Annotated in this window: 13 protein-coding genes and 1 tRNA gene; 5 read left to right on the top strand and 9 right to left on the bottom strand. The window is 69.6% G+C overall.

The genetic code is table 11. From position 1 onward, the window contains the following. Together Q0C41_RS15015 and Q0C41_RS15020 are read left to right on the top strand one after the other, a co-directional pair. Nucleotides 1-1,211 (top strand): plastocyanin/azurin family copper-binding protein (locus Q0C41_RS15015; RefSeq protein ID WP_291984753.1); only part of this gene is annotated, 1,211 nt, incomplete at its 5' end. Nucleotides 1,212-1,216: 5 nt separating this feature from the next. After that, on the top strand, nt 1,217-2,137 hold the full coding sequence (locus tag Q0C41_RS15020) for a ThuA domain-containing protein (protein WP_291984755.1): 921 nt from the start codon (nt 1,217-1,219) through the stop codon (nt 2,135-2,137). On the opposite strand, the gene Q0C41_RS15025 is transcribed toward Q0C41_RS15020, so the two are convergent. Genes Q0C41_RS15025 through Q0C41_RS15035 form a run of 3 tightly spaced genes read right to left on the bottom strand, consistent with a single transcriptional unit; the run spans nt 2,124 to nt 5,138 of the window. Continuing rightward, on the bottom strand, nt 2,124-3,101 hold the full coding sequence (locus Q0C41_RS15025; RefSeq protein WP_291984757.1) for a class II aldolase/adducin family protein: 978 nt from the start codon (nt 3,099-3,101) through the stop codon (nt 2,124-2,126). The genes Q0C41_RS15020 and Q0C41_RS15025 overlap by 14 nt on opposite strands. Continuing rightward, a complete protein-coding gene (locus Q0C41_RS15030; protein WP_291984785.1) occupies nt 3,095-3,871 on the bottom strand; it encodes a TIGR01459 family HAD-type hydrolase in 777 nt (258 codons plus the stop codon). Before Q0C41_RS15030 ends, Q0C41_RS15025 begins: the two co-directional genes overlap by 7 nt. Then, nucleotides 3,861-5,138, bottom strand: coding sequence for an FGGY-family carbohydrate kinase (locus tag Q0C41_RS15035; protein WP_291984787.1), 1,278 nt, complete (start codon nt 5,136-5,138; stop codon nt 3,861-3,863). The genes Q0C41_RS15030 and Q0C41_RS15035 overlap by 11 nt, the downstream gene beginning before the upstream one ends. A gap of 93 nt (nt 5,139-5,231) precedes the next feature. Here Q0C41_RS15035 and Q0C41_RS15040 point away from each other — a divergent pair, with 93 nt between their 5' ends. Then, complete coding sequence (locus Q0C41_RS15040) at nt 5,232-6,218, top strand: threonine/serine dehydratase (protein WP_291984789.1); 987 nt, start codon at nt 5,232-5,234, stop codon at nt 6,216-6,218. 32 nt (nt 6,219-6,250) lie between these two features. On the opposite strand, the gene Q0C41_RS15045 is transcribed toward Q0C41_RS15040, so the two are convergent. Together Q0C41_RS15045 and Q0C41_RS15050 are read right to left on the bottom strand one after the other, a co-directional pair. Beyond that, nucleotides 6,251-7,999, bottom strand: coding sequence for a hypothetical protein (locus Q0C41_RS15045; protein ID WP_291984791.1), 1,749 nt, complete (start codon nt 7,997-7,999; stop codon nt 6,251-6,253). Nucleotides 8,000-8,035: 36 nt separating this feature from the next. After that, nucleotides 8,036-8,980 carry an alpha/beta hydrolase gene (locus Q0C41_RS15050; RefSeq protein WP_291984793.1) on the bottom strand — a complete coding sequence of 315 codons (945 nt, stop codon included), beginning with the start codon at nt 8,978-8,980 and terminating at the stop codon, nt 8,036-8,038. Nucleotides 8,981-9,040: 60 nt separating this feature from the next. Between Q0C41_RS15050 and Q0C41_RS15055 the strand changes: the two genes are divergently transcribed. Next, nucleotides 9,041-9,799, top strand: a complete 759-nt coding sequence (locus Q0C41_RS15055) for a hypothetical protein (protein WP_291984795.1) — start codon at nt 9,041-9,043, stop codon at nt 9,797-9,799. An 89-nt stretch (nt 9,800-9,888) separates the two neighbouring features. Here the strand turns inward: Q0C41_RS15055 and Q0C41_RS15060 are convergent, their stop codons facing one another. From Q0C41_RS15060 to Q0C41_RS15070, 3 genes are all read right to left on the bottom strand, one after another. Then, nucleotides 9,889-10,863 carry a hypothetical protein gene (locus Q0C41_RS15060; protein ID WP_291984797.1) on the bottom strand — a complete coding sequence of 325 codons (975 nt, stop codon included), beginning with the start codon at nt 10,861-10,863 and terminating at the stop codon, nt 9,889-9,891. 104 nt (nt 10,864-10,967) lie between these two features. Next, nucleotides 10,968-11,043, bottom strand: a tRNA-Ile gene (locus Q0C41_RS15065). Between the two features lie 101 nt (nt 11,044-11,144). Continuing rightward, nucleotides 11,145-11,978 (bottom strand): hypothetical protein, encoded by an 834-nt coding sequence (locus Q0C41_RS15070; protein ID WP_291984799.1) that lies wholly within the window; start codon nt 11,976-11,978, stop codon nt 11,145-11,147. 70 nt (nt 11,979-12,048) lie between these two features. Here Q0C41_RS15070 and Q0C41_RS15075 point away from each other — a divergent pair, with 70 nt between their 5' ends. Next, a complete protein-coding gene (locus Q0C41_RS15075; RefSeq protein ID WP_291984801.1) occupies nt 12,049-13,002 on the top strand; it encodes a hypothetical protein in 954 nt (317 codons plus the stop codon). 5 nt (nt 13,003-13,007) lie between these two features. Here the strand turns inward: Q0C41_RS15075 and Q0C41_RS15080 are convergent, their stop codons facing one another. Then, nucleotides 13,008-14,279, bottom strand: a complete 1,272-nt coding sequence (locus tag Q0C41_RS15080) for a dipeptidase (RefSeq protein WP_291984802.1) — start codon at nt 14,277-14,279, stop codon at nt 13,008-13,010. Between the last annotated feature and the right edge of the window lie 12 nt (nt 14,280-14,291).

Raw genomic sequence — 14,291 nt, forward strand, 5'->3', positions numbered from 1 at the left:
GGGCCGCCTCGGTCGCTGGCGCACCGGCCCAGGTGGCCGCGCCGGTCACCGGGCGCTACGTCCGTCTCGTGCGGCCGGGCCGCGCGCAGGTCCTCAGCGTGACCGAGGTCGAGGTCATGAGTCGTGGTGAGAACGTGGCGCGCAAGGGCACCGCCACGCAGTCGAGCATCGTCGCCGGCGGTGCCACGGGAGGACACGCGTTCCGGGCGATTGACGGCGGCGTGGACATGGCGGCCAGCGCCGGCAAGGACCCGCTGACCGGGACGCATGCCTTCACGAGCGCCGAGCAGGATCCCTGGTGGGAGGTCGACCTCGGAGCGGAGCTGCCGATCGACCTCGTCAACCTCTGGCCGGCGGCGCAGGACACCCGCGCGGGCCTGTATGTCGCCGTGCTCGATGCCAACCGTCAGCCGGTCTTCGTGCGCGATGCCCTGCGCATCACCCGCATGCCGGAGGCGGTCGTGCTCGGCGGAGACCTGACGCTCGCGGTCAACGGCGCCGGCATGGCCGTCCTGCCGCAGCTGAAGGGACAGGAAGCGGCCGCGGTGTCGATTCTCTCGGCCTTCATGCGCGATGCGGCACAGCGGCAGGTGGCCATGGGCGCCATCCGTCGACTGCCGCCGAGCGCCTGGCCCGCCAGCGAGGTGGCGCCGCTCGCCGAGACCGTGCTGACGCACGTGCGGGCCATCCCGCCCGCCGATCGCACCGGGCCGGCCTTCCTCGAGGCCGTCGGCTTCGGACACGAGCTTGCGACCAAGCTGGCGCCGGCCGAGCGCGAGGCCTTCACGAGGTCGCTCGACGAACTCGTGGTGCGCATCATCCGCATCGAGGCCGTCACGGCACAGATGAAGTTCGACCTCTCCCGCATCACCGTGGCGGCTGGCGAGGAGGTGGTCATCGAGTTCGTCAACCGCGACGAGATGCCGCACAACCTCCTCATCACCAAGGAGGGCGCGCTCGAGACGGTCGGTCTGGCCGCCGAGGCGATGGTCTCCTCGCCCGATGCCTTCGGCCAGAGCTTCATCCCGAAGACGCCGGAGGTGCTCTTCGCCATGCGACTGCTGCAGCCCGGCGAAACCCTCCAGGCGCGCTTCACGGCGCCGAAGCAGCCCGGCAGCTATCCGTTCGTCTGCACGTTTCCCGGCCACTGGCGGACGATGAACGGCATCGTGTCGGTGGTCAACGCTCCCGCACCGGTCTCACAGCAGTGAGGAACATGAAGGCTCAAGGCTCACGACTCAAGGCTCAGGCCATCACCGCGGCACTGCTCGCCGTCTCCGTCGTCTGCGGCCTGCTGGCGGCGGGTGCGGCGCCGACGTCGGTCGCGGCGCAGGCGCGCGCGCCGCACGTCGTGTTCGTGACCGGAGACGACGAGTACCGCTCCGAGATCACGATGCCGATGATCGCCGCGATCCTCGAGCAGAAGTACGGCATGCGGACGTCGGTGGCCATCTCGACGCCGATCCCGCAGACCAAGAACAACATCGTGGGGCTCGAGGCGCTCGAGTCCGCCGACCTCATGGTGATGTTCACGCGCTTCAGGGCCCTGCCCGACGACCAGCTGGCGCGGATCACGAAGTACGTCGACGCCGGCAAGCCGGTCGTCGGCCTGCGGACGAGCACGCACGCCTTCCTGTATCCGGAGGGCAGCCCCCATGTGGCCCTCAACGACGGGTTCAGCCGTGACGTGTTCGGTCAGAGGTGGATTACGCACCACGGCAGCCGATCGACGACCGACGTCGCCGTGCACGCCGAGAGCGCGCAGCATCCGGTCCTGCGCGGCGTCAGCGCGTTCCAGGCCCGGTCCTGGCTCTATCACGTGCTGCCGCTGAACGGCCCGGCGACGATTCTGCTCGATGGCACGAGCATCAATTCGCAGCAGGCCGCCAAGCACGACCAGTACCCGCCGCAGCAGCCCGTGGCGTGGACCCGCGAACACAAGGGTGCGCGGGTGTTCTTCACCACGCTCGGCCACCCGACCGACTTCACCCAGGAGTCGATGCGGCGCCTCGTCCTCAACGGCATCCTCTGGGCGCTCGGCCGCGACGTGCCGCCCGGCGGCGCCGACCCGACGCCGATCACCCCGTACTTCGCGCCGGAAAGCTTCGATCTATCGAAGGTGCCTAAGGGAGATTGACCCGATACGCCTCCGCGTCCCAGTTGACCAGGCGGTCGATGTCCTGATCCGTAAGGGCCACGAGGTCGTCGTCCGGTTCGACCCGGCGCATGACGTCGGCAAGGCAACGTCCCATCGCCTCGACCGCCGGTTTCGCATCCGATCGCACGAGTACGCCCGTGCGTGGCACCGCGACCAGCGGGGCGCCCGATCCGATGTCGGTGGCGACGCGTGTGCCGAGGAACACGACGTGGTCGGGGTAGTAGACATGATCTCCGCCGCGCTCGAGCGCGAACGGGTCGGTCGCCAGCGCGTGCGTCTCGTCGCTGGCGGCAGGCGTGTACGCCGTGCCTTCGCACATCTCCCCGAGTGCGCGGCGATCCGGAGATGGCGCCTCGCGCGGCGTCCGTGTGACCGCCGCCACCACGCGATCGAGCAGGTCCTCGGCCTCGTCCACGCTGCCGGCGGCCACCACCAGCCCATGATTGCCGAGCACGAGCACATCGATTCCCGGTCGCAGTCGTGCGGCGATGGCATCGGCCAGCGGCAGCCCCGGCCGTGCGTACGGGACGAACCCCCACCTGAACCCCTGTAGCCGCTCGCCCAGGCGAGCCTCGGCGTCGCGCCGGATGGCCCACGCAATCGTGTTGACGCAATGCACGTGGACCACGACACGGTGCGGCATCAGGGCGTGGACGCTGGTCTCGATCGAGGGGCGAAGGCCCGTGACGTTGAGGTCCGCACGGACGAACGGCAGGCAGGCGTCGGCCGCAGGGTCGCGACGCGCCAGCGCGTCGACGAGCGCGCCGTGGTCGACCGGCACGAAGATGTCCCGGCTCGCGGCATCCTTCAGCCAGGTGCCCGAGGCCTTGATCCACAGCACGCCGTCGTCCTTGATCGACGTGTTGCCGCCAGCGGCCTGCACCAGCAGCGGATCCGCACCGACGCGCGCCGACAGTGTGCGCAACCGATCGAGGTCTACCACCTGAGCGTCTCCATCCAGTAGTCGGGGCAAGGGTCGAGCGCGGCCGCGTCGAGGCCCTCGGACACGCCAGTCATCACCAGCAGTGTCCGGTGACCGGCGCGGCGTGCGCCAGCAACATCGTGAGCGGCGCTGTCGCCGATGCACAGCACGCGTGAGGGGTGTCCGAGGCGCGCCACCGCGTCGGCGTAGATGGCCGCGTGGGGCTTGCCGATCCACGTCACGTGGCCGCCGAGTTCCTCGTACAGCGCGGCGATGGCGCCGGGGGCAGGGACCAGGCCGTGCCGCGTCAGCATCTGCGTGTCGGGGTTGCAGCACAGCGCCGGCAGGCGCACCCCCTGCAACCGACGACGATACTCGTCCATCGAGGTCGCGGGCGCATTGGAGCCGAGGATGAGGACGATGTCGGCGTCGCGGGGGTCGGTGACGAACGTCACGGGGGCGAAGCCGTAGTCGTCGCCGTCCCTGCCGATCACCCAGGCGCGCGGGATGGGCACGGTCGTCGTCAGCCGCGTCCACGCCGCCTCGCCAGAGCTCACGACGTCCACGAAGGTGTCGCGGGGCACGCCCAACTGGATGAGCCGGTCGCGGTTGGCGGCGGCCCGCTTGCCGGAGTTGGTGAGCACGGCCACTGGAATGCCGCGAGCCCGCAAGCCCTCCAGCACGTCGAGAGCGCCCGGGTACAGCGCGCGCCCGTCGTGAATCACGCCGAACTGGTCGATCAGGACGCCATCGATGTCGTCGGCGAGGGACGACACCCGGTCAACACGCATGGCCGAGTCCGCGCCACGCCAGGCGGGCCGTGCCCACGGCGGCGTGGTCGCTCATCGCCGGCAGGAACGGGACGTCGAGCGCGTGTTGTCGTATCCGCGTCCACGCCGTGTTGCCCGATCCACCGCCGACCGATCGGACTGTGGCCAGCGGCGAGGCGCCGAGCGACGCGAGTCTGCGATAGCCCTCGGCCTCGATCGCGGCGATCCCTTCCAGCATTCCCTGCAGGAATCGTCCGTCGTCGGCAGGTCGGGGCGACAGGCGCGGCGCCAGCATGGGGTCGTTGATTGGAAAGCGCTCGCCTGCCATCGTGAGCGGATAGTAGTCCAGCCCGGTCGGCGCATCCGGCTGGAGTTGCGCGGAGAGACGGGCGATCTCCTCGCGCGAGAAGAACGACGCGAGGACGCCGCCGCCGCTGTTGGAGGCGCCCCCTGCAAGCCAGGTGTCGCCGATGCGATGGCTGTAGATGCCGAACGCCGGCGCGAACACCGGCGTGGCCGAGAGCAGCTTCAGCGTCAGTGTCGTGCCGAGGGACGAGACGCCGTCGCCGGGCGTGCTGGCACCGCTGGCCAGGAACGCGGCGCAGCCGTCGGTCGTGCCGGCGACGACCACGGTGTCAGCGGGCAGTCCGAGGTTGGCGGCTGTGTCGGGGTGGATCGATCCGATGGCGGTGCCGGCAGGGATCACGCGCGGCAAGTCGTCGCGACGGAGCCCGGTGCGCTCGATCCAGGCCGGCCACTCGCGGGCGACCGGATCGAAACCGGTCTTGAGGGCGTTGTTCTCGTCGGTCACGTCGAAGCGCCCGGACAGGCGGCCCGCGATCCAATCGGCCTGATGCAGCAGGCGTGCATCGCCGCGCCGGAGGTCGAGCGCGCGTGCGAGCGGCGACGTACGTCCGAGTGCCGCGGTCTCGCGCGGGGCCACGGCGGCCACCGCGGCCACGGCGGCGTCGCTGGCGACGTCGTTGTACATCGAGGCGAGACCGTTCGGCGTGCCCTCGTCGTCGACGGTGACGATCGTGCCCGATGTGCCATCGACGGCCACGGCACGGACGTCCAGCCCGTCCAGGTCGAGCTGCGCGAAGGCGGCGCGCGTGGCGTGCCACCACACCTCGGCGTCCTGACGGATCCGGCCGTCCGAGGTCTCCGGGGGCGCCATGGGGGCGGAGGCCATCGCGCGCGTCGCGAGTGCGGCATCGAGGGCCACGATCCGCACACCCGACGTCCCGATGTCGATCCCGAGGACGACTTCATGCGCCACGGGCACCATCTTACTGATTGTGCCCGTGGCGCAATGCTGCGATGCCGGGAATGCCGGGAATGCCGAAGGGCGAAGGAGGAAGAGAGAAGGGCGAAGGCCGATATGCTGTACGCGACACGCCCGATGATCACCATCGACGACATCCGCGCCGCTCGGCCTCGCATCGCCCCCTACGTCCGCCAGACGCCCCTCGAGCGGAGTCGGACGCTGAGTGACGAACTCGGCACCAACGTCTACCTGAAGTGCGAGCTCTTCCAGCGCACCGGGTCGTTCAAGCCGCGGGGCGCGTTCAACCAGCTCCTGTCACTGACGCCCGAGGAGCGCGCCGGTGGCGTGGTCGGCGTGAGCGGAGGGAACTACGCGCAGGCGCTCGCCGACGCGGGGCGGACGCTGGGGGCACCGACCACCATCTGCATGCCCGATACGGCGCCGAAGACCTCGGTCGACGCGACCCGCGCCTACGGTGCGACCGTCGAGTTGTCGCCGACCTTCCCCGAGGTGTTCGCCCGCGCCGCGGCACTGCGCGCCGCGGGCGCCCGCCTGCTGCATCCCTTCGACGATGCGCACCAGATGGCGGGGGCGGGGACGCTGGGGCTGGAGATTCACGAGGCGCTGCCGCAGGTGACCGACGTGGTGATCAGCATCGGTGGGGGCGGCCTGTTCGCCGGGGTGACCATCGCGCTCGAGGCGCTGCGCCCAGACATCCGCGTGTGGGGCGTCGAGACCGACGGCGCCCACGCGATGGGAGCGGCGTTGGCGGCGGGCCGTGTCGTGCCCTTCACGCCGACGTCACTGGCGCGCACCCTGAGCGCGCCCTACGTGGCGGAGGACGCGCTGACGGTGATGCGGCGCCACGCCGACCGTCACGTGGTCGTGAGCGACCGCGAGGCGTACGAGGCGGCGCGGTTCCTGCTCGAGCGCACCAAGCTGAACGCGGAGTTGGCCGCGTCGTGCACGCTTGCGGCGGCGCGCCGGGTGCGCCATCGTTTCGCGCCCGACGACCTCGTCGTCCTGGTCATCTGCGGCGGCAACGTGTCGCTCGACGACTGGATGACCTACGCGCGACTGTTCGAACACCCACCGACGTAGGCGTCGAGCTTCAGCTCGACGCGATCTGTCCCTCAGGGCTGTGCCGCCGCTCTCGCAGGCGCGCCCGCTGCGCGTCCGAAGCGCGACGACGTGAGTGACACGTCGGCGCGTGCCCACGCCCTGTCGAGTCGTGCCTTCACGATCCCGGCCTGGTCATGCTTGCCTTGCGCCCGCAGGGCCTGGTCGAGGCCGAAGAGCGCCCAGCCGTTGTCCCGGTTCCGCTTGAGGTCTTCCCAGTACACCGTCTCGGCCTCCGCGGGTCGGCCGGCCTCGAGCAGGATGGCCGCGAGGGCCAGCCGTGGTGGCGAGTGCCACTCCGAGGGCTCCGTGTAGACGAGCGCGTCCTCGAGCCGCACGGCCTCCTCGAGCCGTGCGATGGCGGTGGCGAAGTCGCGACGCGCGGCGGCGATCTCGCCGCGCAGGACGGCCGGTCCGATCGACAGGATCGCGCGCCCGGTGTTGGGCGAGAAGAGTGGCTGGTCGAGTCCCTTGTCGTGCATCGCGGTCTCGAGTTCCTGCAACTCGCGCTCGGCAGCGGCGAGATCGCCGGTGGCGACCAGCGCCTGCCCGCGTCCGTAGTGCCAGGCGCCGCGCAGGAAGGCATTGGCCTGCGGCGGCGCCGGCTCGGCCAGCATCTCCTGCCACTTGCCGAAGCGCACGTGCGCCCAGTAGGGCACGACGCGGAAGCCGGCCAGGAGCGGCATCGCGGCCAGCTGCGTGTCATCGATGCCCGCCGCCACCTTGCGCGCGGCGTCGAGGGCCACGCGGCTCTGGCCATCGGCAGCGGCGGCGAACCACAGGAAGTGGACGTTGTGCGGGTAGTACGCCATCGGGTACAGGCCCTGCGCCCGGCACTGGGTGATGTAGTCCTCGTCGGCCGCGATGGCGAGCGTGTTGCTCTTCATGGCGTCGGCGTAACGACCCACGCGCTGGTAGATGTGCGAGGCCATGTGCACCATGTGCCCGGCTGCCGGCATCAGCGTGAGGAGCGTGTCGGCCGCCGCCTCGGCGCGTTGCGGGGTCGTCGTCGACTCGATCAGGTGGATGTACATGTGCAGCGCGCCCGGATGCCTCGAGTGCGCGCGCATGACCTGCTCGGTGAGCGCCACGATCTCGGCGGTGCCGTCGTGCGGCCGGCCATCGGGCATCCAGTAACCCCAGGGGCGCAGGTCCATCATCGACTCGACGTACAGCATCGCGATGTCGGGATCGGCAGGAAACCTCGCCTGCACCTGTCGCATCGCGTCGGCGTAGGCGCGGTCGTTGGGCACACGGCGCTCCGGCGTGCCGGAGTAGCGCGTCGCCAGCGCCTCGATCAGCGCACGTTCCCGTGGCGTGGCGCGCGCCTTGCGGGCCTGCGCCTCCTTCACCAGCTCCAGGGCATGCGGCTCGTCGTTGGGCTCCATCAGGGCGTTGATGTTGGGGCCGAGCACCAGGGCCTGGCCCCAGTACGCCATCGCCAGGCCTGGGTCCAGCCTGGCGGCTTCACGGAATGCCCGTCGCGCCTCGGCGTGGTTGAACGCGTAGGCGAGGTTCAGGCCCTGATTGATGAAGTGTTGCGCACCGGCGTGCCTCGTGCTCACCCGGAACACATGCGATCCGAGCTTCTGCAGGCGGGGCGCCACCTCACCGCCGGGACCGACCTGCGCCGTGGTCGCCGGTGGTGGGTCGTAGTGCTTGTGGGTACCGGTGGTGACCTGGGGGTCGGCCTGCGCGAGGGCACGACCGGCGCAGGCGAGCACCAGCACGAGGGGCACGAAGCCGCGAAGTCCGGTAGGCATGGGACACGCTCTTTCCGTCAGTAAGCACGGGCTCGCTCAGCGCGTGCGCATCGTCAGCCACCACTTCATCGTCGAGGTCACGAGGTCCGCGGCATCCTGCTGGACGAAGTGCCCGGCGCCAGGGACCGTGACGAGCGTCAGGTCCTGATCGAGCCAGTCCCACGTCGAGGACAGCGCGTTGGCGTGAAGCGCCGTGTCCGCGAGTCCATGGAACATCAGGACCGGTGCCTTGACCTTCGGCGGCGCTGGGGGCGAGGCCAGCTCGGGGCCCGAGGTCCGCGGGTAGTTGGCCTTGTAGTAGTTCAGCATCGCCTCGAAGTCCGAACGCTCGAAGGCTTCGACATACCGCTTGCGCGCCTCGAGGTCGCGGACCCATCCCGACAGGGTCTGTGCCGTCATCGGACGGCCGAAGAAGACGGTCGGGTCCGCCGGGGTGCCGCGCTGGAAGGTGCGCGCGTACTCGCTGTTCTTGATCTGCTCCGGGTTGGTCTGCAACTCGCGGATGAGGCCGCGCGGATGGGGCAGGTTCAGGATGACCAGGCGCTCGGTCATCGCCGGCAGGTGCATCGCGAATTGCCAGGCCACCATGCCGCCCCAGTCGTGGCCGACGATGGTGGCCTTGTCCCGACCGAGATGGCGGATGACGGCCGCGACGTCGCCGACGAGCAGGCGCATGTCGTACTGCTCGACGCCCTTCGGCTTGTCGCTCAGGTTGTAGCCGCGCTGGTCGATGGCCACGACCTGGAACGACTCCGACAGGGCCGCCATCTGGTGGCGCCACGAGTACCAGAAGTCGGGGAAGCCGTGAATCATCACGACCAGCGGCCCGGTGCCGAGCGTCGCGTAGTGGATCTTCACGCCCGCCTCCGACACCGCGTGGCCGTGGGCGACGCGATCGAAGACATCGGGCGACTGCGCGAACACGCGGGGCGGAGACAGCAGGGCGAGGGCCAGTGCCAGGCCGGCCAGAGGCTTCATCATGGTCGTGACTCCCTTGGAGCCGTATGATAGCCGTCTCGTCCCGCTACACAGGAGTTGGTCATGCGCATGCTCTGCGGCGTCCTCGCTGCCCTCGTCGTCATCGCCGTGCCCGCGGCGCAGTCGCCTGACGACGCGCTCTCGGATACGCGGCTGTCGGTGCACACGCTCGTGCGCGAGGACATCTTCGCCGGCTGGCGGAGCGACAACATGTCGCGTCTCGAGCGGGCCGAGCGGAACATCGCGCGCCTCCTCGAGCAGCGGCCGCAGGAGCGACCCAACCTCCTGGCGTGGAGATCCGGCGCGGCCGTCTACCGTGCCGTCCTTGCGCACGAGGCCGGTCAGCCCAACGAGTTCGCCCGGCACTACGCCGACGGGCTCGCGGGGTTTGCCGAGGCCGCAAGGGCCACCTCCGGCAACGGCGGCGTGGCTGCCATCACCGGCGGGACCATGGCGGTGTTCGCCGATCGCCTGCCCGAGAGCGTACGCGCGGCCGGATGGACGCTGGCCTACGACAACTACGCGCAGCTCTGGAAGGAACAGGGCGCGGACATCGAGAAGCTGCCGGTGCACCACAAGGGCGAGGTGCTGTCGGGCCTGACCCAGTCGGCGCAGCGGACGGGCCGTACCGAGGAGGCGGCGCGTCACCTGGACACGATGCTGACCGTGCTGGCGGGCACGCCGTACGCGTCGCTGGCGGAGCAGTGGAAGGCCGATCCGGCGATTGCGGCGACGACGAACCTGACGTGCAGGAACTGCCACACCCCCGGTCGCCTGGAGAGTCGGATCGACGCGCTCAAGAAGAAGGCCGCCGCCGACTGAGACCGGCCGCACGGGAATGCCGCGATGCCGCAATGCCGGGAATGCCGAAGCCCTGGCACCGTGTGCCGGTCTGACACGGTTGCGAGGTGTCATCCGGCGGGCGGCGCTGTTCGCATCGGGACCCAGACGATTCGTCTGACGCCCAGCTGAATGAATGCCCGTCGCGCCTTTTGCGAGACCACGATGGCGCGGAATCCGCCAACCGGTACCCAGCCGTCTTCAGTGCGTCGCGTCTGCCGCCAGTTGCCGTAGTACTCCCACGAGAGATTCATGTCTGCGTTGGCTGTTGGCACAGCCGCGCAAGGGGATTCCCCCTGTGACCAGTTGCCGTAGTGTCCGGCGCGCTGACACGCAGGACAGCAGTCCTCGATCTCGTAGCCGGTGCTGGAAGGGTCGAAGCGTGGGAAGTCCCCAGCAATGCGCAGCCACACAAAGTTCTCACTCGGTGGTCGGCGCTGTGTTCTGACGTCGAGGCTCTCGAATCCGGTCACGCCCAGACGTTCGAGTCCCCTCGCCAGTGATCTGCTCGCAATGAGATGCCCTTCGTAGACCAGATGGTCCAGAGGCTTCTTGCCCATCTTGTTCAGGTCGGCCAGGAGTGGCGCGATGGGCACGGCGCCAGCCCCACAGGTCGCGCATGCGTCTTGTCGTTCGTATTGCTGACCGTAGTCAACGCCGCCCCATAGGCCTGCCGTTGCCACTCTCATGACGAGCCAGTCAGCGGAATCGAGTTCGCGGACGCTGTACTCCCGATCCAGTCGAGTGAATGGGGCGACCTTTCGTTGCTGCAGGCGCTGTAGCAGTGCTTCCAGACGGGAGTCTTCTACAGGCAGCCGCAAGGAGACACCAGAGTGCGATTCGCCAAACCATGCATTCCGGTTGGCAGGCGAGGCCATCGCTGTTTCCAGCAGCCCGCACTCGGACAGCAGCCGCCGCGCTGCGTCGCCCTTCTTGTGGCCGAGGAAGAAGCTGACAAACAGGAAATCTCGCATGATTGGCGTATCGCCTTCACGAACCTTCGCCCTTTGCACGTCGCCCTTTCGTGCGTCGGCGCGCCGCCCCATCGGCCACAGGGTGGAGCGGGATTCGAGTCCGGAGGCGAGGTCCGGAGGACCGGAGCCGTAGGACCTGAATCCTGGTGGGCCCACACGACGAGCACCGCGAGGAGTGGTGGGCCCACCAGGATTCGAACCTGGGTCCAACCGATTATGAGCCGGCGGCTCTGACCGCTGAGCTATGGGCCCGATATGGGGAATGCCGCAATGCCGCAATGCCGCAATGCCGTAATGCCGTAATGCCGCGATACCGCTTCGCGATTGTGCCAGAAAGCCGGACGACTCGCCCGTCAGGACCCCGCGAGCGTCGCCAGCGTGTAGACCCCGGTCGCGGTGGTGACGGCGGTGCCGTCGGCCACGAGCGCCAGATTGCCCAGCCCGGCGTCGGCCCGAGACAGACCGACAACGCGAGCCAACTCGCCGCGCACCGTCGTGCCCGCACCGACGAGGAACGCGCGCGCGATCTCGCGCAGGGCGACCTCGCGCGCCACCCGCTTGCGCAACTGGTCGGGGAAGCGGCCGACCGCCAGCGTCCACACATACGTGAAGCGCGGCTCGTAGAGCACCTCGCTCGGTACCACGATCATTGCGGCCTGCAACGCGTCGAGTGCCTGGGCGAAGCGCTTGCCGTCGGTGACCTTCGACTCCGTCCGCAGATCTGCCGTGCTCATCTCCCACTCGGCGCGGAGCACCTTCAGCACGGCCCGGGCATCCCGGCCGAGCACACTGGCCTCATCGGACCGTCGCACGCCCCACAGCGCATGGAAATGCGGCACGAGTCGCGGCGCGATGAACATCGCCCGACCACGTCCCAGCTTGCCGTAGTAGATCCGGCCCCGGCGCATCACGTCGTCCTTCAGTCGCCAGGTGAGCGAGGCCTCGGGATCGTGCTGGACGTGCCGCGGCATCACGGCGTCGCGCCGTCCGCACACGGCGACGTAGAGCGACGGACCTGGTCGGCGCGAGTCCGAGAGGCACGCCGCGAACCCGACCCGCTCGACGAAACGTTCGGCGTCTGCGGCGGCCGCCACGCGCACCGCTTCGTCGCGACACCACGCGCGATCGCGATGGTCCTCGATGCGCTCGGCCAGGGGCGGGCGAGGGGTGGGACGCGCGGCAGGCACGCCGGTGATTGTGGCAGGCGGCGCGCGGCGCGGGAAGACCGGGCCCGAGCTATAGTCGTGCGGCAACGACATGCCCACGCCGCCGCCTTCGGGCAACGCCCTGATCGAGGGCGTCATCCCGCTGTTCCGCATGCTCGACGCCGCTGCTGCGGCCGAGCCGCTGCTCATGTGGCTGGTCTGGTCGATGATGGCCACCGCACTGGCTGCGGTGCCGGTCGTCGTCAGTCGGGTGCCCTCGCCTCCCGTGAGCCTGCTGCTGGTGGTGCCCGCAGCGTTGCTGCTCGTGCTGGAGCTGACGACCTTCCTGATGCTGCTCGGAGACCTGGTGCCACTGGCGCCTCTCGCGCGCGTCGCGATTGGCCTGGCGCTGAGCGCGACCATTCTGCTGGTCGGCTGGGCCTGCGCGGGGGCCCTCCCGCGCCCGATGCAGTCGGCGGAGGTTACCCTGCGACTGGCACGACCGATGCTCATCGCGTCGGTGTTCCTGCTGGCACTGGCGCTGCACCCGTTCGCGCCCCGAGCCGCCATCGCCGTCCTGGTGGGGGCCGCCGTCTTCACGACCGAGGTCCTGCTGGCGCGCCTGCTGCGCGGCGCCTTGCGGCGAGGCAGCACGGCGACGTCCTCCGCCGACCTCCGTCCCTTCGGATGTGCCGCCCCGGTGCATGTCGTCCCCGATGGCAGCCTGTCGACGCTGGCCGTGGCCGTCGGACTCACGCCCGGGACGTCCGCCGTGTTCCTCCAGCAGCAGGTCGAGCGTGCCCTGCGGTCTGCCGACGCCGCCGCGGTCCGTGGCGCGACGCACATCCTCGCCCACGAGGCGGGCCACATCGTGCAGCGTCATGGCCTGTGGGCCGTTGCCGCGTCGTCTGTGCTGGCGGCGGTGCTGGCGGCAACGATGCGCCCCGACGGCATGCGGTCCATCGTCGTCATGACCGGCAGCGTCATGGTCGTCTGGTTCGCCGCGAGTGCCATGGGCGAGTGGGCGGCCGAGCGGTACGCGAGGCGCGTCACCGACTCGGCCTGACGCCCCTACTCCGACTTGGCCTGCAGACTGGCCGCGACCCGCTGGACCTCGTCCATCACGCGGAGCAGGTTGCCGCTCCACAGCTTGCCGATCTGCTCCTCGGTATAGCCACGGCGGACGAGTTCGAGCGTGACGTTGAAGGTCTCGTCCGCGCCGCTCCAGCCGTCCACGCCACCGCCTCCGTCGAAGTCCGACGAGATGCCGACGTGGTCGATGCCGATGGTCCTGACCAGGTAGTCCACGTGGTTCACGAAGTCGGCCACCGTGGCCCTCGGCGCTGGCGGGAACTTGCGGTTGACCTCGGCCATCCTGGCGCGAAACTGGACGCGCGCCTCGTCGGTCATCTCGCCCGGACCACCAGCCGGCATCGCCTTGCGCACCTCGGCCACGGCTGCGGCACGTGCCGGCGAATCGGCCGGCTTGATCTTCACGTAGCCATCGAAGGCGACGGTCTGCACGACGCCACCGTTCTTCTTGATCGCCAGCAGTTCCTCATCGTCGAGGTTGCGGCTGTGGTTGGCGACGGCGCGTGCCGACGAGTGCGACGCAATCACGGGAGCCTTCGACAGCGCGATCGCCTGCAGATTGGACTGCTTGGAGGGATGCGACAGGTCGATCATGAACCCGACGCGATTCATCTCGGCGATGGCCCGCTTGCCGAACTCGCTGAGGCCGTTGTGCATCCACTTGCCATCACGTTCACCGGTGTTCGAGTCGGCGAACTGGCTGTGGCCGTTGTGCGCGAGCGACAGGTAGCGTCCGCCGCGGTCGTGGAACTCCTTGATGCGCGACAGGTTCGTGCCAATCGGGTAGGCGTTCTCGACGCCGATGAGCGCGACCTTGCGCCCTGACGCCGCGATGGCGCGCACGTCAGCCGCCGTCAGCGCGAGCCCGATCTTCGTCGGCGCGATCTGCTCCGTGAGCCGGTGAATGGCGTCGAACTTGGCCACAGCCTGGGTATAGGCCTTGTCGTAGCCCTCGGGCGTCAGCGGACCCTGGCCGACGTACACGATGAAGAAGGCCGCATCGAGGCCGCCCTCCTGCATCTTCGGCAGGTTGACCTGCGTGTCGAGGCGCTGCCCGTAGTTGCGCGGCCCGACCGCGAAGTTGCGCGGGTCGATGTCGACATGCGTGTCGAGCGTGATCACGCGTTCGTGAATGCCGCGAGCCTTCGCGATCAGCGCCGCGTCAGCGGATTGCGCCTCCGCGCTCGGCGGCAGGGCGAGTGAGGACAGCAGGGCGACCGTGGACGCGACGAGGCGCAAGGAGGACGTCATGCGCATGATTCT

The organism is Luteitalea sp. (assembly GCF_022842525.1).
GTDB lineage: Bacteria > Acidobacteriota > Vicinamibacteria > Vicinamibacterales > Vicinamibacteraceae > Luteitalea.